Consider the following 16801-nt stretch of genomic DNA (forward strand, 5'->3'; position numbering starts at 1 on the left):
TTAAGCCTGTTCCAGCGAAGATTCAACACGGGTGGCAGGAGTCACTTTCGCCGCCGCCAGCACCTTGTGCTGCTCAGCTTCGATACGCTCGATGACGTCCACTGGCACCATGTAACCCTGATCATCACGCGAGATATGGATGATGAAGTAGATCACCGTACCGGCCAGGCCAGCGATCGCCATCCACCAGATATGCCAGATCATCGCGAAACCGAACACGGTCAGCAGAGCACCCATGACCAGGCCGGTCGCGGTGTTGTTCGGCATATGGATCGGCTGGTAGCGCTTGGGCACCGAGTACGCGGTACCGTTTTCCTTGGCTTCGGTGAACGGGTCAACCCCATCGGCTTTCGGCAGTTCGGCGAAGTTGTAGAACGGCGGTGGCGAAGAAGTCGACCATTCCAGGGTGTGGCCGTTCCATGGGTCGCCGGTCACGTCCATGTTCTGCTTGCGATCACGTACGCTTACGTAGATCTGGATCAATTGCGAAGCGATACCGAAGGCGATCAGAATGGCACCGAACAACGCCACGTACAGGTAAGGCACCCACTCAGGGTTGGTGCTGGCGTTCAGACGACGGGTCATGCCCATGAAGCCCAGTGCGTAGAGCGGCATGAATGCGACGAAGAAGCCGGAGATCCAGAACCAGAACGCTGCCTTGCCCCAACCTTCGTGCAGCTTGAAGCCGAACGCTTTCGGGAACCAGAAGCTGAAGCCGGCGATGTAACCGAAGACCGCGCCGCCGATGATCACGTTGTGGAAGTGCGCGATCACGAACAGGCTGTTGTGCAGGACGAAGTCAGCACCCGGGATGGCCAGCAGTACGCCGGTCATGCCGCCGATGGCGAAGGTCACCATGAAGCCCAGGGTCCAGAGAACCTGGCTGGTCATGCGCAGACGGCCACGGTAGATGGTGAACAGCCAGTTGAATAGCTTCACCCCCGTCGGGATCGAAATCAGCATCGTCGCCAGGCCGAAGAAGGCGTTGACGTTGGCACCCGAACCCATGGTGAAGAAGTGGTGCAGCCAAACCATGAAGCCCAGCACCGAGATCGCGCCACTGGCGTAGATCATCGAATGGTGGCCGAACAGTCGCTTGCCGGAGAAGGTCGAGATGACTTCGGAGAAGACCCCGAACGCCGGCAGGATCAGGATGTACACCTCGGGGTGACCCCAGGCCCAGAACAGGTTGACGTACATCATCGGATTTCCACCCAGTTCATTGGTGAAAATGTGGAAATCCATGTAGCGGTCAAGCGTCAGCAAAGCCAGTGTAGCGGTGAGGATCGGGAACGAAGCGACGATCAGCACGTTGGCCCAGGTGCAGGTCCAGGTGAAGATCGGCATGTCCATCAGCTTCATGCCAGGGGTACGCATTTTCAGCACGGTGGCCAGGAAGTTCACCCCGGTCAGCGTTGTACCCAGCCCTGATAGCTGTAGCGCCCAGATGTAGTAATCCACCCCCACGCCCGGACTGTATTGCAGGCCCGACAGCGGCGGATAGGCAACCCAACCGGTCTTGGCGAATTCGCCGACACCGAGGGAAACGTTGATCAGCACCACGCCGGAAACCAGCAGCCAGAAGCTCAGGGAGTTCAGGAACGGGTAGGCCACGTCACGCGCACCGATCTGCAACGGCACGACGATGTTCATCAGGCCGGTGAAGAAAGGCATCGCCATGAAGATGATCATGATCACACCGTGGGCGGTGAAGATCTGGTCATAGTGGTGAGGCGGCAGGTAGCCAGGAGAACCCTCGGTGGCCATGGCCAGCTGGGTCCGCATCATGATGGCGTCGGAGAAACCGCGCAGCAGCATGACCATGGCGACGACGATGTACATGACACCGATTTTCTTGTGGTCGACCGAAGTCAGCCACTCGGTCCACAGGTAGGTCCACTTCTTGAAGTAGGTGATCGCCGCGAACAAAGCCAGACCGCCGAGCGCGATCATGGCAATGGTCACCATGACAATCGGCTCGTGGAACGGGACCGCTTCCCAACTTAATTTACCAAACATCGTTTACTCCTCTGCCCCGGCAGCTGAATGCGAACTCATGTCCATTCCTTCCGATGCGGCCACTTCTTTCTTCTCGTGCTCGATCGGCTTGCCTGCTTTCATCCCTTCGTACTTGTCGACGATGTTCTGGAACAGGTTCGGCGTCACGGTCGAATAAAGCGCGACCGGATTGTCCTGGCTTGGCTTGGCAAGGTCCGCGTATTCAGCTTGTTCAAGCTGTTTAGGTGCCTTCTTGACCTCAGCTACCCAGGCATCGAAATCCGCCTGGCTGGTTGCGGTCGCTTTGAATTTCATACCGGTGAAGCCGGCGCCGCTGTAGTTGGCGGAAATCCCTTCGTACTCATGATTCTCGTTGGAGATCAGGTGCAGCTTGGTCTGCATACCGGCCATGGCGTAGATCTGACCGCCCAGGCCCGGGATGAAGAACGAGTTCATCACGCTGTCGGAAGTGATCTTGAAGTTCACCGGGGTCTTGGCCGGGAAGACCAGCTTGTTGACGGTGGCGATGCCTTGTTCCGGGTAGATGAACAGCCATTTCCAGTCCAGGGCGACCACTTCGACGGTGATCGGCTTGACGTCGGATTCCAGCGGACGATACGGGTCCAGGGCGTGGGTCGACTTGTAGGTGACGATGCCCAGGAACAGGATGATGATGGCAGGCACGGCCCAGACCACGATTTCGATCTTGGTGGAGTGGCTCCATTTCGGCGCGTAGGTGGCGTCCTTGTTCGACGCGCGGTATTTCCAGGCGAAGGCAAAGGTCATCAGGATGACCGGCACCACGACCAACAGCATCAGCAGCGTAGCGGTGATGATCAGGTTACGTTCGTCCAGGGCGACCTGACCCTTCGGGTCGAGCAAGGTCATGTTGCACCCTCCCAGCAACAACGTGCCGAGCAGCGGCAATAAGCCTAAGAATCTGGGATACCTTGTTTTACTCATCTCACGACCTCTAAAGCAGCTTGCGCAATGCAGTTGGGTTTCGATAGCCAACACTTCACCCTGCCAAGGGTTGGCAATTTTTTCCGATTGAATAAGGGCCTGTCCGTCGTACCAATCATTGATCGGCACCTCTGGAACGGGCGTGAGTTCTTATTCGATTTCGTGGGTCATAGGCCTTGTTACAGACCAATTCCATTTGGTGCGGATACTTGGAAAGGTCGCCAGCACCAGGGGTCGCATAGCGCCCTTGAGCCCTTCGACCGCCCTATTGCGCTCAGGCAGAGCGGCGCCGGACATTCAGTGCGGCGATTGTAGTGAGGTAGCGTTTTATAAACCACGTCTCATCCTGAAATATTTTTTATCAATTCACGCAACAATCATTAACCGTTTTTGCAACGATCCTGAATCGTATCGCGTTCCATTCTCAACAAAAAGCCATGAACCGCTCTTTTGTCCAACAACTGATCCGCAGTGAAATCACCCTGGCAAGGGCCGTGAAAGAGGCTCTGGCCCAAGCATGACGGGGTATTGGAAGGATCTTCGGGGGGTATCGGGAGGCTCCCCGTATAGACGTGAAACACAGAGCGTGCCAGGGAACTTTTTCGAGGATGGCTGTCAATCAGAAGATGACATCGAGGTCAGAAACGGCCAGTGCGACAGCTTCGACGTGACAATATGTCGCAGTTTTTTCGCGCGTTTTATTGCTGGTTATCAGGGCTTTTTACCAGGGCCGACAGACATAAAAAACGCCCCGATCTTACATGAAAGATCGGGGCGTTTTCCAAGGATTATCGGCAAACCTCAGCCGCATCGACTGACCACCGACATCAGCGGTTTTTCTGGCGATTGCGGTAGATACCCACCGGCACCAGCAACGCCGTCAGCACGAAAGCCACCAGCGCCCATTGCGCCAGGGACAGCCCCAGCAGCGGCGGGTATGGCGTTTCGCAGAAACCCTCGACCTGGAAGCCCAACGGGAAGATCGACGCCAGGGGCAGGCCGTCGACAATCGGTTGCAGCACGTCGATGCCGCAGCTGACCGCCGGATTGGCCTGGATATAGACGTGACGACCCGCCGCAATGATGCCGCCGACGGCACTCAACCACACCAGCACTTCCAGCACCGTGAGGCTGCGCCGGGTGCGCATGCCCGCGCCGATAAAGGCGAACAGCGCAATGAACAGCAAGGCGTAGCGTTGCAGGATACACAACGGGCACGGCATTTCGCCCAGTACCACCTGCATGTACAACGCACCGCCGATCAAGGCGAGGCAGATTACCCCCAGCAGGACCAGGAAGCGTTTTTCCCGTCCCAGCCGCATCATTTCGTCAGTCATCCCGTTTCCCTTTGACTCGTTGTTGGATCGGCCGAAGGGCCGCGCAGCGAGCTGCGGCATCAAACCGAGGTTGTATCCCATAGGCCCACAGGTCGCAATCCGCTCGTTTCAACCCGGTGAACATGTGTTGCCCGGAAGTCTACACGCTGACCATGACCTTTGAGCGTATTGAACACGCGAGGTCGGTGTCTGGGGGAGTATGGGTAAACCACCACAAGATCGCCGACAATGATCGGCGAATTAACGACAAGCCGATTAAACCGGGATTAACGCGCCCAGGGATTTTGTCCATGCGCCCGATCCGGCCGGCCGACCGCCGTGGCCACAGGCTTGGCCACAGGCTTGGCCACGGCGATACCACGAATTACTCCAGGGCCGCGGCCGGCCCGAAGAACTCATAACGGCTCTGCTGTTCCGGCACCCCCAGGGCTTTGAGGTGACGCTTGATTACGCCCATAAAACCCTTGGGCCCGAGGAAATAGGCATCCAGGTCACGCTCCTGAGGCAACCATTCGCCCAACTGTTCCTGGCTCAGCAGACCGACCTTGTCCGCGGCGGGGCTCACACCATCATCCTCGGCGTAACAATAGAAGCGCTTGAGCTGTGGATGACGCTCGGCCAGGGCATCGACCCAGTCGCGGAAAGCATGCACCTGGCCGTTGCGCGCGCAGTGGATAAAATGCACCGGCCGTTCACCCGCCAACGCCGCCTCGAGCATCGGCAAGGTCGGCGTGATCCCGACCCCGCCACTGATCAACACCAGCGGCTTGTCGCTGGCCGCCAAAATGAACTCTCCCGCCGGCGGGAACAGTTCCAGGCTGGCGCCGACGGCCAGTTGGTCATGCAGGTAGTTCGAGACTTTGCCACCGGCCTCGCGCTTGACACTGATCCGATACTGACCGGCCTTCGCCAGCGCCGAGAGCGAGTAGTTGCGGCGCATCTCTTCGCCGTCGATAACCAGCTTCATGCCGATGTACTGTCCCGGGGCGAACGCCAGGACCGGCTGGCCATCCTCCGGCTCGAAATAGAACGAAGTGATTTCCTGGCTTTCCTCGACCTTGGCCACCACCTTGAACAGCCGGGCGCCGCGCCAGCCGCCGGGCGCCAGGGCTTTCTCGTCGTAAATGGCCGTTTCGGCACCGATCAGGATATCGGCCAACTGCTTATAGGCCGCCCCCCAGGCACTCATGACTTCAGGCGTGGCGATCTCCTCGCCGAGCACTTCGTGAATGGCCCGCAACAGGCAAGTGCCGACAATCGGGTAATGCTCCGGGAGGATCTGCAGCGCAACATGCTTGTTGATGATCCTGGCCACCAGGTCGCCCAACTGATCGAGCTGGTCGATATGCCGGGCATACATCAATACGCCGTTGGCCAACGCCCGGGGCTGGTCGCCACTGGACTGGTGGGCCTGGTTGAACAGTGGACGCACCTGCGGGTACTCGGACAGCATCATCCGGTAGAAGTGAGTGATCAGCGCCTCGCCGCCGCTTTCCAGCAGCGGGACAGTCGATTTGACGATGGCACGGTCTTGAACGCTCAGCATGGGTCAACTCCTGGGGGTGAGGTTTTATCTGAATCAACCTTTACTCATCACACTTCATGCCAAGATTAAAAATGATATAAATCAATAAGTTAAAATTGTATTAGTCATAGTGACTACAGGCAACTTATAGTCATTCCGACACCATAGGAGTCAATATGACTGCAAAACTCCTGCTGACGGCCCTACTGCCGCTGGTATCGGATCTCTCACGGGAACTGCCCGAAAGTGAACGCTATCGACGCCTGCTCGAAGCCATGCGCGCCCTGCTGCCCTGTGACGCCGCCGCGCTGCTGCGCCTGGACGGCGAGTGGCTGGTGCCGCTGGCTGTCGATGGCCTGAGCCCGGACACCCTCGGACGGCGCTTCAAGATCAGCGAACACCCACGTTTCCAGATCCTGCTCGGCAGCCACGGGCCGACCCGTTTCGACAGCGACACCGATCTGCCGGACCCTTACGACGGCCTGGTGGAGGGTTTGACCGAGCACCTGGAGGTCCATGACTGCCTGGGCTGCCCGCTGTTTATCGACGAACAACCCTGGGGCCTGCTGACCCTCGACGCCCTGGACCCGGAGCGCTTCGAACGGATCGAGCTCGATGCCCTGCAGGCCTTCGCCAGCCTGGCGGCGGCCACGGTGAATGCCGCCGAACGGATCGCGCGTCTGGCCTTGCGCGCCGAGGACGAACACCAGCGCGCCGAGCTCTATCGCCAGGCCAGCGGTCCACAGAATCGCGAGATGATCGGCCAGGGCAAAGCCCACAAACGCCTGGTGGAAGAGATCAACCTGGTGGGCGGCAGCGACCTGACGGTGCTGATCACCGGTGAAACCGGGGTCGGCAAGGAACTGGTGGCCCAGGCGATCCATGCCGCGTCCCCCCGTGCGGAAAAACCCATCATCAGCCTCAACTGCGCCGCCCTGCCGGATACCCTGGTGGAGAGCGAGCTGTTCGGCCATGTACGCGGCGCCTTCACCGGCGCCGTGAACGATCGTCGCGGCAAATTCGAACTGGCCAATGGCGGCACGCTGTTTCTCGATGAGGTCGGCGAGTTGTCGCTAAGCGTCCAGGCCAAATTGCTGCGGGTCCTGCAAAGCGGCCAACTACAGCGCCTGGGCTCGGACCGCGAGCATCAGGTGGATGTACGGTTGATCGCCGCCACCAATCGCGACCTGGCTGAAGAAGTGCGCAGCGGGCGCTATCGAGCCGACTTCTACCACCGCCTGAGCGTCTATCCGCTGCAAGTGCCGGCCCTGCGCGAGCGCGGTCGCGATGTATTGCTATTAAGTGGTTTTTTCCTGGAACAGAACCGCTCGCGCCTGGGGCTGGGCAGCTTGCGCCTGGGTGCGGATGCGCAGGCGGCGCTGCTGGCGTACAACTGGCCGGGCAACGTCCGCGAGCTGGAACACCTGATCGGACGCAGCGCCCTGAAAGCCTTGGGCAATTGCCGGGAGCGGCCAAGAATCCTAAGCCTGAGCGCCACCGATCTGGATTTGCCGACGACTGCCCCCCAGGCCCCACAGGAGCAAACCCTTGCCCCGCCGGAGCTCGAAAGCGGCGTTGATCTGCGCCAGGCCACGGAAAACTACCAGCGACAACTGATCGGCGCCTGCCTGGAGCGACACCAGCACAATTGGGCCAGCGCCGCCCGCGAACTGGGGCTGGACCGGGCCAACCTCGGGCGGATGGCCAAACGCCTCGGCTTGAAGTAAACACTTAACAGCGAGTTGTGTATTACACCTAAAGCCGGCCCCCATCGGGTCGATAACCCATCATCGATAGCCGTTCAGGGTTAATCTGTCCTGGACCACCTTTTTCCACAGAAGGTTTTTATGTCTTCCAACAAAGCCCGCGCAGACTCGCTATCCCTTCTGCTCTTCACTTTGCGCAGCGGCAAGCTGATGGCAATCAACCTGCTGAAAGTCAGTGAAATCATTCCCTGCCCGCCACTGACCAAGCTGCCGGAGTCCCATCCCCACGTCAAAGGCATCGCCACCCTGCGCGGCGCCTCGCTGTCGGTGATCGACCTGAGCCGCGCCATCGGCGAACGCCCCCTGGTGGACCCGGACGGCGGTTGCCTGATCGTCACCGATGTCAGCCGCTCCAAACAGGGCCTGCACGTCCAGGCCGTGAGCAAGATCGTTCATTGCCTGACCACCGATATCCGTCCGCCGCCCTACGGTTCCGGCGGGCCCAAGGCCTTTATCACCGGGGTGACCCAGGTCGACGGCACGCTGGTCCAGGTGCTGGATATCGAAAAGGTCATCCACGGTATCTCGCCGACGCAAATCGAAGTCACCCCCAGCGAACTGACCATGGAAGAAGCGGAAATCCTCGGCCATGCACGGATCCTGGTGGTCGACGACAGTCAGGTGGCCTTGCAGCAATCGGTGCTCACCTTGCGCACCCTCGGCCTGACTTGCCACACCGCCCGCAGCGCCAAGGACGCCATCGGTTGCCTGCTGGACCTGCAAGGCACCGCCGAACAGATCAACGTAGTGGTTTCGGACATCGAAATGTCCGAGATGGACGGCTACGCCTTCACCCGCACAGTGCGCGAAACCCCGGACTTCCAGGATCTCTACATTCTCCTGCACACGTCGCTGGACAGCGCCATGAACAGCGAGAAAGCACGACTGGCCGGGGCCAATGCGGTGCTGACCAAGTTTTCCTCGCCGGAACTGACCCGCTGCCTGATCCAGGCGGCCCGGACCGTCGCGGAACAAGGTATCTGAGATGTCCGACCGCCACTGCCAGTTGCTGCGCAAGGACCTCGACGACCTGCTGGACATCCCCCAATGGCCGTCCGGCATTCGTATCGGCGTATTACGCGCACAGCTGATGGAGCCGGTGCATGCCTTGCTCAAGCACGGTTACCAGGATGGCGGCGGCCAGGTCGAAGACTTCGCCCAATGGAGCCAACACTTCACCAGCGATGCCGAGTTCGATCCCGCGCTGTGCCTGGTCGCCCTCGACGAACAGGGCGTGGCCGGTGTCGCGCTGTGCTGGACCAGCGCCTATATCAAGGACCTGGTGGTGCACCCGCGTCGCCGCGCCGAAGGCCTGGGCCTGGCCTTGCTGCGCCAGGCGTTCAAGGTGTTCGCCGCACGCGGCGAAGCCTTCGTCGACCTCAAGGTCATGGAAAACAACCTCGCCGCCCGGCGCCTGTACGAGCGGGTCGGCATGCGCTTTATCGAACGCTATGAAGTCAGCCCGGCTCAGGCATAATCCCCCTTTTGCCCGCCGCCCTTGAAGGAGACCTGTCATGAAAACCTTCACTCTGCTCTTCATCAGCCTCGTCACCCTGGCCAGCCAGGCCCAGGCCGCCAGCCCCGACGCCTGGGCGAATTTCCACAAAACCGTGGTTGCCAGTTGCACCAAGGCCAGCAAGCTGAAAAACGTCAGACCCGTGGGCAACCCCGCGCAATTCGACGACAAGGTCGGTTACACCGCTCTGTTGCTGCACGGCCGCTATCCGCAGGCGCACATGAAGAACCAGCCGGGTACCGAGTTGTGCCTGTACAACAAGAAGAGCAAGACCGCCGTCGTCACCGAATGGGACTCGGTCATGCCCGCCCGCAGCAACTGAGTGGCTGGCGCATAACTTGCTTTGACCGAAGCCCATACGGTGAAACAAAACGGAATTACGTCACCGTCCCAGTCCTTGCCCTTCGGTCGGTTCACTTATGAGCACCCACTTTTCCTGCGTCGGTTGCGGCAAATGCTGCACCGATCACCATGTCCCCCTGACACTGGCCGAAGCCCGGCAATGGGCGGCGGACGGCGGCCAGGTGATCGTTCTGGTCGAGGCCTTCCTGGCCGATGGCCTCGGCCAGCCGGAACAGCAACGCGATCACGTGCTGCGCCGCTCCTGGGGCGTACCCAGCGGTCACGCCGAAGCCCGCGTCGCCATCACCTTTGCCGCCTACAACGTGGGGCCCTGCCGGAATCTTGACGAAGACCTGCTCTGCCGGATCTATCAACGGCGGCCACTGGTGTGCCGGATCTACCCGATGGAAATCAACCCGCATATCCCGCTGCGTCCCGAGGCCAAGGACTGTCCGCCGGAGGCCTGGCGGGACACGCAGCCGTTGCTGATCGTCGGCGGGCAGTTGCAGGACCCGGAACTGGTGCGGCTGATCGAAACCTCGCGTCAGGCCGATCGTGACGATATCCAGGCCAAGGAAGTGATTTGCGCACGGCTAGGGATTCGCACCACGGCACTCAAGGGCGACGGTTTCACCGCCTACCTGCCGCTGATGCCGGCGTTCGCGGAGGCGATTGAGCAGGTGCAACAGCTGACGCATTGGCCGGCGGCGAGCGAGTGGAGCTTCCATGTCTCCGGCCCGGCCATCGCAGAGCAGTTGCAGGCAGAAGGGGCTCGGGTAGTGAGCGAAGCCGCGACCACCTACGCCTTTATCCCCTTGCAGGCGGCCTGACCTCGGATAAAGATCCGCCTGGAGAAACACGGACCTGTAGGAGCCGGCTTGCCGGCGATGGCGGCCGATCGGGCGATGCAAGGCCCACGGGCCTCATCGCCAGCAAGCCGGCGCCCACAAGGGATCGCGTTGACCCTGTCTGCCAGCATGGAGGTTCAGCAGCGCTTGCGCCAGAACTCCTGGGCCAATGAACGCAGGTCATCCGCCAGCCCCGCCACATCCCCCGAGCTGAGATGACTCTGCTGGCCGACATTGACCAGTGCCTCGCAGGCATTGCGGATGCTGACGATATTGCGGCTGATGTCCTCGCTGACGGTGCTTTGCTCTTCCACCGCCGAAGCGATCTGCTGGCTCATGGCGGTAATCCGGCTGACCCGCTGGCTGATCCCGGCCAGGGCATCGGCCGCCTGCTGGACCTGTTGCACACTGTCCTCGGCCTGCTGGCTGCTGTGCTGCATCACTTGCACCGCGTTGCACGCGCCTTCCTGCAGATTGCTGATCATGCGCTGGATCTCGTTGGTCGATTGCTGCGTTCGCTGGGCCAACCCCCGTACCTCGTCGGCCACCACCGCGAACCCGCGACCCTGCTCTCCGGCACGGGCGGCTTCGATGGCGGCATTGAGCGCCAGCAAGTTGGTCTGGTCGGCAATCCCGCGGATCACTTCCAATACCGTGGAGATCTCGGTGCTGTGGCTTTCCAGATGCAGGATCACCTCGGTAGCCCGCGCCAGCTCGTTGGCCAGGCGCAGCACCGCGCTGCGACTGTCTCCCACCAGTTGATGACCTTCGTGGGTTTCCCTACCGACCTGGTCGGCCACCTCGGAGGCCTGCTGGGCATTGCTCGCGACCTGGGCCACGCTGGCGCTCATCTGCTGAATCGCCGCCGCGACCTGGTCGGTTTCAGCCTGTTGATCCAGGGTGCTGGCATGACTGCTTTGAATATGCCGGGCCAGCGCCTGAGCATGCCCGGACAGGCGCAGCGAGGCATCGCCGATACGTCCCACCACCGCGCCGACCTGGGCCTCGAGCATGTTCAGGGCAAAGCCGATCTGACCGAACTCGTCGCTACGACCGGTGTAGATCGCCTGGCTCAAGGGGTTGTCGGCGATCTCCCGGGCTCGCGCCGTCAGTTCGGCAAACGGGCGCAGCGCCCAGTGGGTCAGCGCGCCGACCAGCACGCTGCCCAGGGCCCAGAGCCCCAGATCAACCTCCAGCGGCTGCCCGGAAAACCCTTGCCCCAGTGCCAGGACAACGGCAAACACCGCGCTGGCCTGCGCCCAGAGCCGGGTCTGCACACGCAGGCTGGGCAGGCGCTGACGCCAGGGCAAACGTCCGCTGCGCAACCAGGCGTACCAACGCTCGGCGGCCTCGACCTGGGCAGCCTCGGGCCGGGTCCGCACTGACTGGTACTCCACCGTCTGACCGTCGCGGGTCACCGGCGTGGCGTAGGCACTGACCCAGTAGTGATCGCCATTCTTGCAGCGATTCTTGACCAGCCCCATCCACGAGCGTCCGCCCTTGAGGGTTTGCCACATATGGGCGAAAGCCTCGGCGGGCATGTCCGGATGACGCAAGAGGTTATGCGGCGAACCCAGCAGCTCCTCACGGCTATAGCCGCTGATCCTGATGAAGTCAGGATTGGCGTAGGTAATCGTGCTGTCCAGATCGGTGGTCGAAAGGATGTTGGCATCAAAGGCGACATCTACATTTCGCCCGGTAATCGGGAGATTGATCTTCATGGAACGCGCGCTCAGAAAGTGAGAGGAGTCGGCAGGGCGTCGACTCTAAGCGCACGGAAAAGCAAAACACTGATCTAGCTCAGGGTCTTGGCATTTAGCCATCTTCATGACAATTCAAAGACGATCCCTGTTTTTGGCGCCAAGTCGCTGGCGATGGCGACCCTATGGGCGAAGCCGGACTCAAGGCTCAGCGCTTGCCCATCGACCGACGCGTGCCATTCGGCGCGCGGCCCGGTCTCTCGTGATGCCCGTCCTTGCCACCTTTCTGGTACCAGGTCTGGCCGGCCTTTTTCGCCGCGGCGAATTCAGCGGGATTGAACGGAAAACTGAAGGCCGGGACGGCGGGCTTTTCGCTGACCGCAAGCTCAGCCTCGACCACAGGCTCTTCACCCGGGTTGGCGGAAACGGACGGTTGTTCAGGGGAAGTCATGGAAGCTCCGAAAAGGCGGGACGGATCAGGTCGAACCGAAAGACCGCAGTATACCTGCCAGCACCCTGCCCGCGCCGCCACCAACGGTCATTTATAGAACAAATCGACCACCACCCCGGCCGAGAACGGCCCGGCCTTGGGCCGATCACTGTTCCACACCAGCTCGGCATCGAAGCGCGCCATGGCCGCCCGGGTTTCGCCCAACAGGTCGGCCAGGTGAAAGGAGCGGTTATAAGGAATCCCCAGGCCGCCCTCCGCCCGGACGATCCGGATGCCCACGCCATCATTGCCCTGGGGAATCAGCAGATCCCCGGAGACACTGCCCGATACCGGCTTCAAGCGCGCGTCCAGGCTGAACGCGGTGTCGCAGGTCCGACTGGTGTGCAAGGCGAAAGGACGACGCGCGGCGACCTGGCCCATGACCACCCGCTCGATGGCGACCCGACCGAAATCGACGGTCTCGGGAATCACCTGCAACTGCGCATCACAGGCCACGAAGCGCAGGCCAGACAGGTTGTTGATCACGTAATTGAGTGAACGTCCGCCCGCGCTCGGCCCAGCGCTGCCGTCCAGCTGGAACAGACGATAGTCCTGCAGATTGCTCGCCACCCCCGAAGGCGGCGTCGGCCCGAATTTCTCGATAAACACCGAGAAAGCCAGATTGAAACTCGACGGCGGGCAGTTCCCCTCAAGGCACCCCGGCACCCGCCGCCCGGTCGCGATGCGTCCGCTGCTCTGGCGATGATCGACGCCGTCATGGGTCAAACCGGCGCGGATGCCCTGGCCGATCACCTGGCCGGCCGGATTGAGGTAGATAAACACGTCCTCGTCGCCGCCCTGGGGATTGTCCCTGGCGCAATCGACCGCCAGGTTGAGCGGTTCCGAACGCCAGATCACGCTGCCATTGGGCGACGAGGCCGGGATCGCGACGGTGCTGCCGAGGTCGGCGTTGACCAGGGTGGCGCCACTGCCCTGCAAGGTGCAGGTCAAGGCAAATGCGCTGGCCGGGCTCAAGAGTCCAAGACACAACAACGGACGCAGCCAGGCACGACAATCAAACTTAGTCATGGGATAAAACCTTCTGTTCGGATTGGGCGGTGTCGCCACTCAGTGACGCGTTGAACGGCGTACCGAAGGCCAACCGGGCGCGATAGGCGCGTTGACCGCCGTAGTCGGTCAGCGCCTTGAACTGCAAGTGCTGCGCGGGGGAACGGGCGAGGATCAGTTCCCGCCGCTCGCCCGGCGGGACCAGCAAATCGTCCCCCTGACGCTGGGGGGCGCCCTGGCGTGGCTCCTCGATCTGGATATTCAGCAGGGCGGCATGGAACACCGTCGGGTTCTCCACCCGCAGTCGATGGACGCCACTGTCGTCGCGCACCAGTGTCCAGTTCAGGCGTTGCGGGGTGGCCGCCGGATCCCCCGGCAGCCCGGGCGGACGAAAAAACACATTGATCCGTTGGCGGATCGCGATATTCAGCAGCCCGTCGCCCGGGCGGGTGCGGGGAATTTCCAGCACATACAGGTGCAGCAGCGACTCACGCCCCGCCGGCATGCCCAACCCTTCATACATCAGGCGCAAGACCTGACGCCCCTCCGGCGCCAGCCGCGACAGCGGCGGTGACAGCACAAAGGGCAAACTCACCGACGGCTCCGCCCCCTCGTTCACGTCGCTCAACCAGGCCTGCAACAGGACCTCCTCCGTCCCACGGTTGCGCGCTTCGATACTCACCTCGCGAAAGCGCCCGTCGAACACCAGCCGCGTGCCGCTGAGGGACACCGCGGCCTGCAACGGGCCGCCGGCGTACAAACCCAGCAGCAACGCCAGCACACCCAAGCGTTTCACTGGCACACCCCACGAATCCGTTCGTAGGTCCGTTGCGGGTCCTTGGCTGGCAGCGTGAAGGAAAACTGGCAGCGCCGATCCGACCAACTGACGCTCAACACGCCTTGCTCCTGCTCGCTGAGCACCAGCGCGCGACTGCTCGGATCGACCACGGCCAAGGTCCGGCCGGTGGCATCCTGAACACTCGCGCCGAGGGGAATCGGGCTGCCATCGGCCTGGCTCAGCTCGAACTGCACGCGCCGCCCGGCACTGGCCTTGAAGGTGGCCAGGACCACCGCGCCACGCCGCGGAACCACCTGGGCGATGGCGTTATCCACCTCGACATCGGCCCCCAGGTCGCGGGTATCGAGGCTGATCCAGTTGGCCCGGTAAGGTTGTGCATAAGGCACCACGGCATAACCGTTGGCACCGGTTTCGACACCACTGAAATTGTTGAAACGGGCCCCGCTGACACCCGGCACCTGCGCCAGCACAAAGGTGTCGCCCAGGGACTGGCCGAGGTTGATACCACCGCCGTGGGCCACCAGCGAGCCCCGGGCCCCGAGGTTCCAGCTGTTGAAATCGCGCCCATGGCTGTAGCCGGCCTCGAAGCGCCCGACGGAGGTGGTGCTGTTCAAGCTGGCCGAACCCGCACCGGCACCGCTGCCATCGTTACCAGCGAGCACCGAATAGAAAGTGTCGCGACTCTCCGGCAGGCGCCCGGTCACGCCGGCCAGGGCACTGGAACCGCCCTCGCTGTCGCGTACCCCGGTAAACGAGGCGCGGGTCGCCCGCTCAGGACTGCCGAAGGGCATCGAGAGGGTCAGGGTCAACTGATGATCGGTACCGGCCTGGCCATTGATATCCGTGACTTCGGCGCGGTCCAGGGACAGGCTGTAATTGAGGTCGCGCCAGTAACCACCGTAGGTCACGTTGTACTGCCGGGACGTGCCGGGCAGGTCCCAGAAACGCTGCTCCAGGGCCGAAACGCTCAAGGTCCCGGTGCCCAGCGGTTGGCTGAGATTGAGATCCACCCGGTCCCTGGCCCGCCCCTGCAGGATCAGACCGGGCTGGCTGCGCTCCTGCACATGCTGGTCGAACGTGCGGTATTGCTCGCTGGAATAGCGATAACCGGCGATGGCAAAGGTGGTGCTGGTGGCATTCAGGGTATTGGCATAGCGCAGGCGGACGCTCTGCCCCCCCAGGTCCGTTGCCGGCTGGCGACTGACCGAATGGGTCAGGTCCGCCGAAATCGCCCCCAACCCGGTATTGAGACCCGCCCCCAGGTTACTGGCCTGGTAGTCCTCGGCCAGTTGCAGGCCGCCATAGCCGGTCAGGTGTTCGGTCAGGCCGTAGATCAGGGTGGTGCTGGTAAAACCGGGGGTCTGGTAGCCGCTGATGTTGCTGTCGTATTGCCCGGCTTCGACGCTGTAGCTGAAGGTGCCCTCGGGCACCATGATCGGCAGGGAGGCGAACGCCTGGGTAAAGGTGCGGCGCCGGCCATCGGCCTCGATCACCGTTACCAGCAGATCGCCATTTGAACCGCTGGGGTAGAAGTCGCGGATTTCGAACGGCCCGGGCGCCACATTGGAGCTGTAGAGCAGGTAGCCGTTCTGGCGGATTTCCACCGTCGCGTTGCTCTCGGCCACACCGCGAATGGTCGGCGCATAGACCCGCTCGCTGTCCGGAAACATGCCGTCGTCCGTGGCGACCTGGACACCGCGAAACCGCACGCTGTCGAAAACCCGTGAATCGGTATAGGTCTCGCCCAGGGTCAGTTGGCTCTTCCAGGCGGTCAGGTCGCGCTGGACGAAGGTGCTGTTACTGCTCCAACGCGCCGACTGATCGGTGCCCTGCAACAGCGAGGACTGGTTGCGCAGGCGCCAGTCGCCGAGATTCAAACCATTGTTCAGGCCCAGGTAGTAACTGTCGGTGCGAATCCCGGTGACCTCGCGACGGTTACCGATAAAGCTGTAGTCGATGAAAGCGCTGTTCACCCCGCGGTCCCACAACTGCGGCGAAATGTAGCCGCGGGCGCTGCGGCGCAAGGCGATCTGCGGCACGCTGATGTTCAGTTGCAGGCTGTTGGGTTGGTAGTCGACGCTGGCCTGGTCCAGGCGACGCCAATCGAAGCACTGCTCGGGCGCCGTGCCGTCGGTCAACACCCCGAGGCTGCGCAGGCGCTCCAGGTCCAGTCCGAGGTCGTCGAGCACCGGCAAGGTCAGGCACGGCTCGACCTGGCCGGTCGCGGCATTGCGGGAAAACACCAGGTCCCGGCGCGCACTGAGGTTGCGATTGAGGTAGATATCCACCCGGTAGGTACCCGGCGCGACGCTGTTGCCTTCGAGGAAGGCCTTCAGGTCCGCCGACTGCTCACCGCCGTGAATAAAGGCGGTATTGAAGCGGGGTCCCTGCCCGCTTTCATCCCCCGACGGCTCGGCAAAGGCAGCGCCCGGCGCAATCAGCGCCACCCCCAATGACCATTTGAAGCCCCACGGGCCTCGAGCCTTCTCAAACAGGGAACGTACGAAAC

At 62.0% G+C, this 16801-nt stretch carries 14 protein-coding genes; 5 read left to right on the plus strand and 9 right to left on the minus strand.

Translation table 11 applies throughout. The annotated features are described in order from the left end of the window. The 4 genes from cyoB to hmpA all read right to left on the minus strand — a co-directional run bounded on the left by cyoB (window position 1) and on the right by hmpA (window position 5844). The gene (gene cyoB, locus M5B42_RS15680; protein WP_152741154.1) at window positions 1–2019 is read right to left on the minus strand and encodes a cytochrome o ubiquinol oxidase subunit I; all 2019 of its coding nucleotides are present in this window, start codon (window positions 2017–2019) and stop codon (window positions 1–3) included. Window positions 2020–2022: 3 nt separating this feature from the next. Next, window positions 2023–2961: a ubiquinol oxidase subunit II gene (gene cyoA, locus M5B42_RS15685; RefSeq protein ID WP_103494556.1), complete on the minus strand. Its 939-nt coding sequence runs from the start codon at window positions 2959–2961 to the stop codon at window positions 2023–2025. A gap of 827 nt (window positions 2962–3788) precedes the next feature. Then, complete coding sequence (locus tag M5B42_RS15690) at window positions 3789–4298, minus strand: disulfide bond formation protein B (RefSeq protein ID WP_103494555.1); 510 nt, start codon at window positions 4296–4298, stop codon at window positions 3789–3791. A 364-nt stretch (window positions 4299–4662) separates the two neighbouring features. Beyond that, window positions 4663–5844, minus strand: a complete 1182-nt coding sequence (hmpA, locus tag M5B42_RS15695; protein ID WP_248746358.1) for an NO-inducible flavohemoprotein — start codon at window positions 5842–5844, stop codon at window positions 4663–4665. A 155-nt stretch (window positions 5845–5999) separates the two neighbouring features. On the opposite strand from hmpA, the gene norR reads away from it, so the two are divergent. The 5 genes from norR (at window position 6000) to M5B42_RS15720 (ending at window position 10277) form a co-directional block, all read left to right on the plus strand. Next, window positions 6000–7550: a nitric oxide reductase transcriptional regulator NorR gene (norR, locus tag M5B42_RS15700; protein WP_152741156.1), complete on the plus strand. Its 1551-nt coding sequence runs from the start codon at window positions 6000–6002 to the stop codon at window positions 7548–7550. A gap of 120 nt (window positions 7551–7670) precedes the next feature. Next, window positions 7671–8573: a chemotaxis protein gene (locus tag M5B42_RS15705; protein WP_103494552.1), complete on the plus strand. Its 903-nt coding sequence runs from the start codon at window positions 7671–7673 to the stop codon at window positions 8571–8573. Between the two features lies 1 nt (window position 8574). Continuing rightward, entirely contained in the window at window positions 8575–9066 is a 492-nt protein-coding gene (locus tag M5B42_RS15710; RefSeq protein ID WP_248746359.1) for a GNAT family N-acetyltransferase, read from the plus strand. 37 nt (window positions 9067–9103) lie between these two features. Next, complete coding sequence (locus tag M5B42_RS15715) at window positions 9104–9427, plus strand: hypothetical protein (protein ID WP_248746360.1); 324 nt, start codon at window positions 9104–9106, stop codon at window positions 9425–9427. Window positions 9428–9524: 97 nt separating this feature from the next. Then, the gene (locus tag M5B42_RS15720; RefSeq protein ID WP_248746361.1) at window positions 9525–10277 is read left to right on the plus strand and encodes a YkgJ family cysteine cluster protein; all 753 of its coding nucleotides are present in this window, start codon (window positions 9525–9527) and stop codon (window positions 10275–10277) included. A gap of 155 nt (window positions 10278–10432) precedes the next feature. Here M5B42_RS15720 and M5B42_RS15725 read toward each other — a convergent pair whose 3' ends face one another. From M5B42_RS15725 to M5B42_RS15745, 5 genes are all read right to left on the minus strand, one after another. Further along, window positions 10433–12016 carry a PAS domain-containing methyl-accepting chemotaxis protein gene (locus tag M5B42_RS15725; RefSeq protein ID WP_152741161.1) on the minus strand — a complete coding sequence of 528 codons (1584 nt, stop codon included), beginning with the start codon at window positions 12014–12016 and terminating at the stop codon, window positions 10433–10435. A 187-nt stretch (window positions 12017–12203) separates the two neighbouring features. Beyond that, complete coding sequence (locus tag M5B42_RS15730) at window positions 12204–12446, minus strand: hypothetical protein (RefSeq protein WP_152741162.1); 243 nt, start codon at window positions 12444–12446, stop codon at window positions 12204–12206. A gap of 87 nt (window positions 12447–12533) precedes the next feature. After that, window positions 12534–13514: a fimbrial protein gene (locus tag M5B42_RS15735; protein WP_248746362.1), complete on the minus strand. Its 981-nt coding sequence runs from the start codon at window positions 13512–13514 to the stop codon at window positions 12534–12536. Continuing rightward, complete coding sequence (locus tag M5B42_RS15740; protein ID WP_248746363.1) at window positions 13507–14295, minus strand: molecular chaperone; 789 nt, start codon at window positions 14293–14295, stop codon at window positions 13507–13509. Before M5B42_RS15740 ends, M5B42_RS15735 begins: the two co-directional genes overlap by 8 nt. Then, the gene (locus M5B42_RS15745; protein WP_248746410.1) at window positions 14286–16733 is read right to left on the minus strand and encodes a fimbria/pilus outer membrane usher protein; all 2448 of its coding nucleotides are present in this window, start codon (window positions 16731–16733) and stop codon (window positions 14286–14288) included. The genes M5B42_RS15740 and M5B42_RS15745 overlap by 10 nt, the downstream gene beginning before the upstream one ends. Window positions 16734–16801 lie beyond the last annotated feature (68 nt).

This window comes from Pseudomonas sp. MWU12-2037, assembly GCF_023242345.1.
Lineage (GTDB): Bacteria > Pseudomonadota > Gammaproteobacteria > Pseudomonadales > Pseudomonadaceae > Aquipseudomonas > Aquipseudomonas gingeri_D.

Bases quoted from the DNA above. Each gene is read 5' to 3' on its own strand.
- cyoB (WP_152741154.1), bottom strand. From the start codon at position 2,019: ATGTTTGGTAAATTAAGTTGGGAAGCGGTCCCGTTCCACGAGCCGATT.
- cyoA (WP_103494556.1), bottom strand. From the start codon at position 2,961: ATGAGTAAAACAAGGTATCCCAGATTCTTAGGCTTATTGCCGCTGCTC.
- M5B42_RS15690 (WP_103494555.1), bottom strand. From the start codon at position 4,298: ATGACTGACGAAATGATGCGGCTGGGACGGGAAAAACGCTTCCTGGTC.
- hmpA (WP_248746358.1), bottom strand. From the start codon at position 5,844: ATGCTGAGCGTTCAAGACCGTGCCATCGTCAAATCGACTGTCCCGCTG.
- norR (WP_152741156.1), top strand. From the start codon at position 6,000: ATGACTGCAAAACTCCTGCTGACGGCCCTACTGCCGCTGGTATCGGAT.
- M5B42_RS15705 (WP_103494552.1), top strand. From the start codon at position 7,671: ATGTCTTCCAACAAAGCCCGCGCAGACTCGCTATCCCTTCTGCTCTTC.
- M5B42_RS15710 (WP_248746359.1), top strand. From the start codon at position 8,575: ATGTCCGACCGCCACTGCCAGTTGCTGCGCAAGGACCTCGACGACCTG.
- M5B42_RS15715 (WP_248746360.1), top strand. From the start codon at position 9,104: ATGAAAACCTTCACTCTGCTCTTCATCAGCCTCGTCACCCTGGCCAGC.
- M5B42_RS15720 (WP_248746361.1), top strand. From the start codon at position 9,525: ATGAGCACCCACTTTTCCTGCGTCGGTTGCGGCAAATGCTGCACCGAT.
- M5B42_RS15725 (WP_152741161.1), bottom strand. From the start codon at position 12,016: ATGAAGATCAATCTCCCGATTACCGGGCGAAATGTAGATGTCGCCTTT.
- M5B42_RS15730 (WP_152741162.1), bottom strand. From the start codon at position 12,446: ATGACTTCCCCTGAACAACCGTCCGTTTCCGCCAACCCGGGTGAAGAG.
- M5B42_RS15735 (WP_248746362.1), bottom strand. From the start codon at position 13,514: ATGACTAAGTTTGATTGTCGTGCCTGGCTGCGTCCGTTGTTGTGTCTT.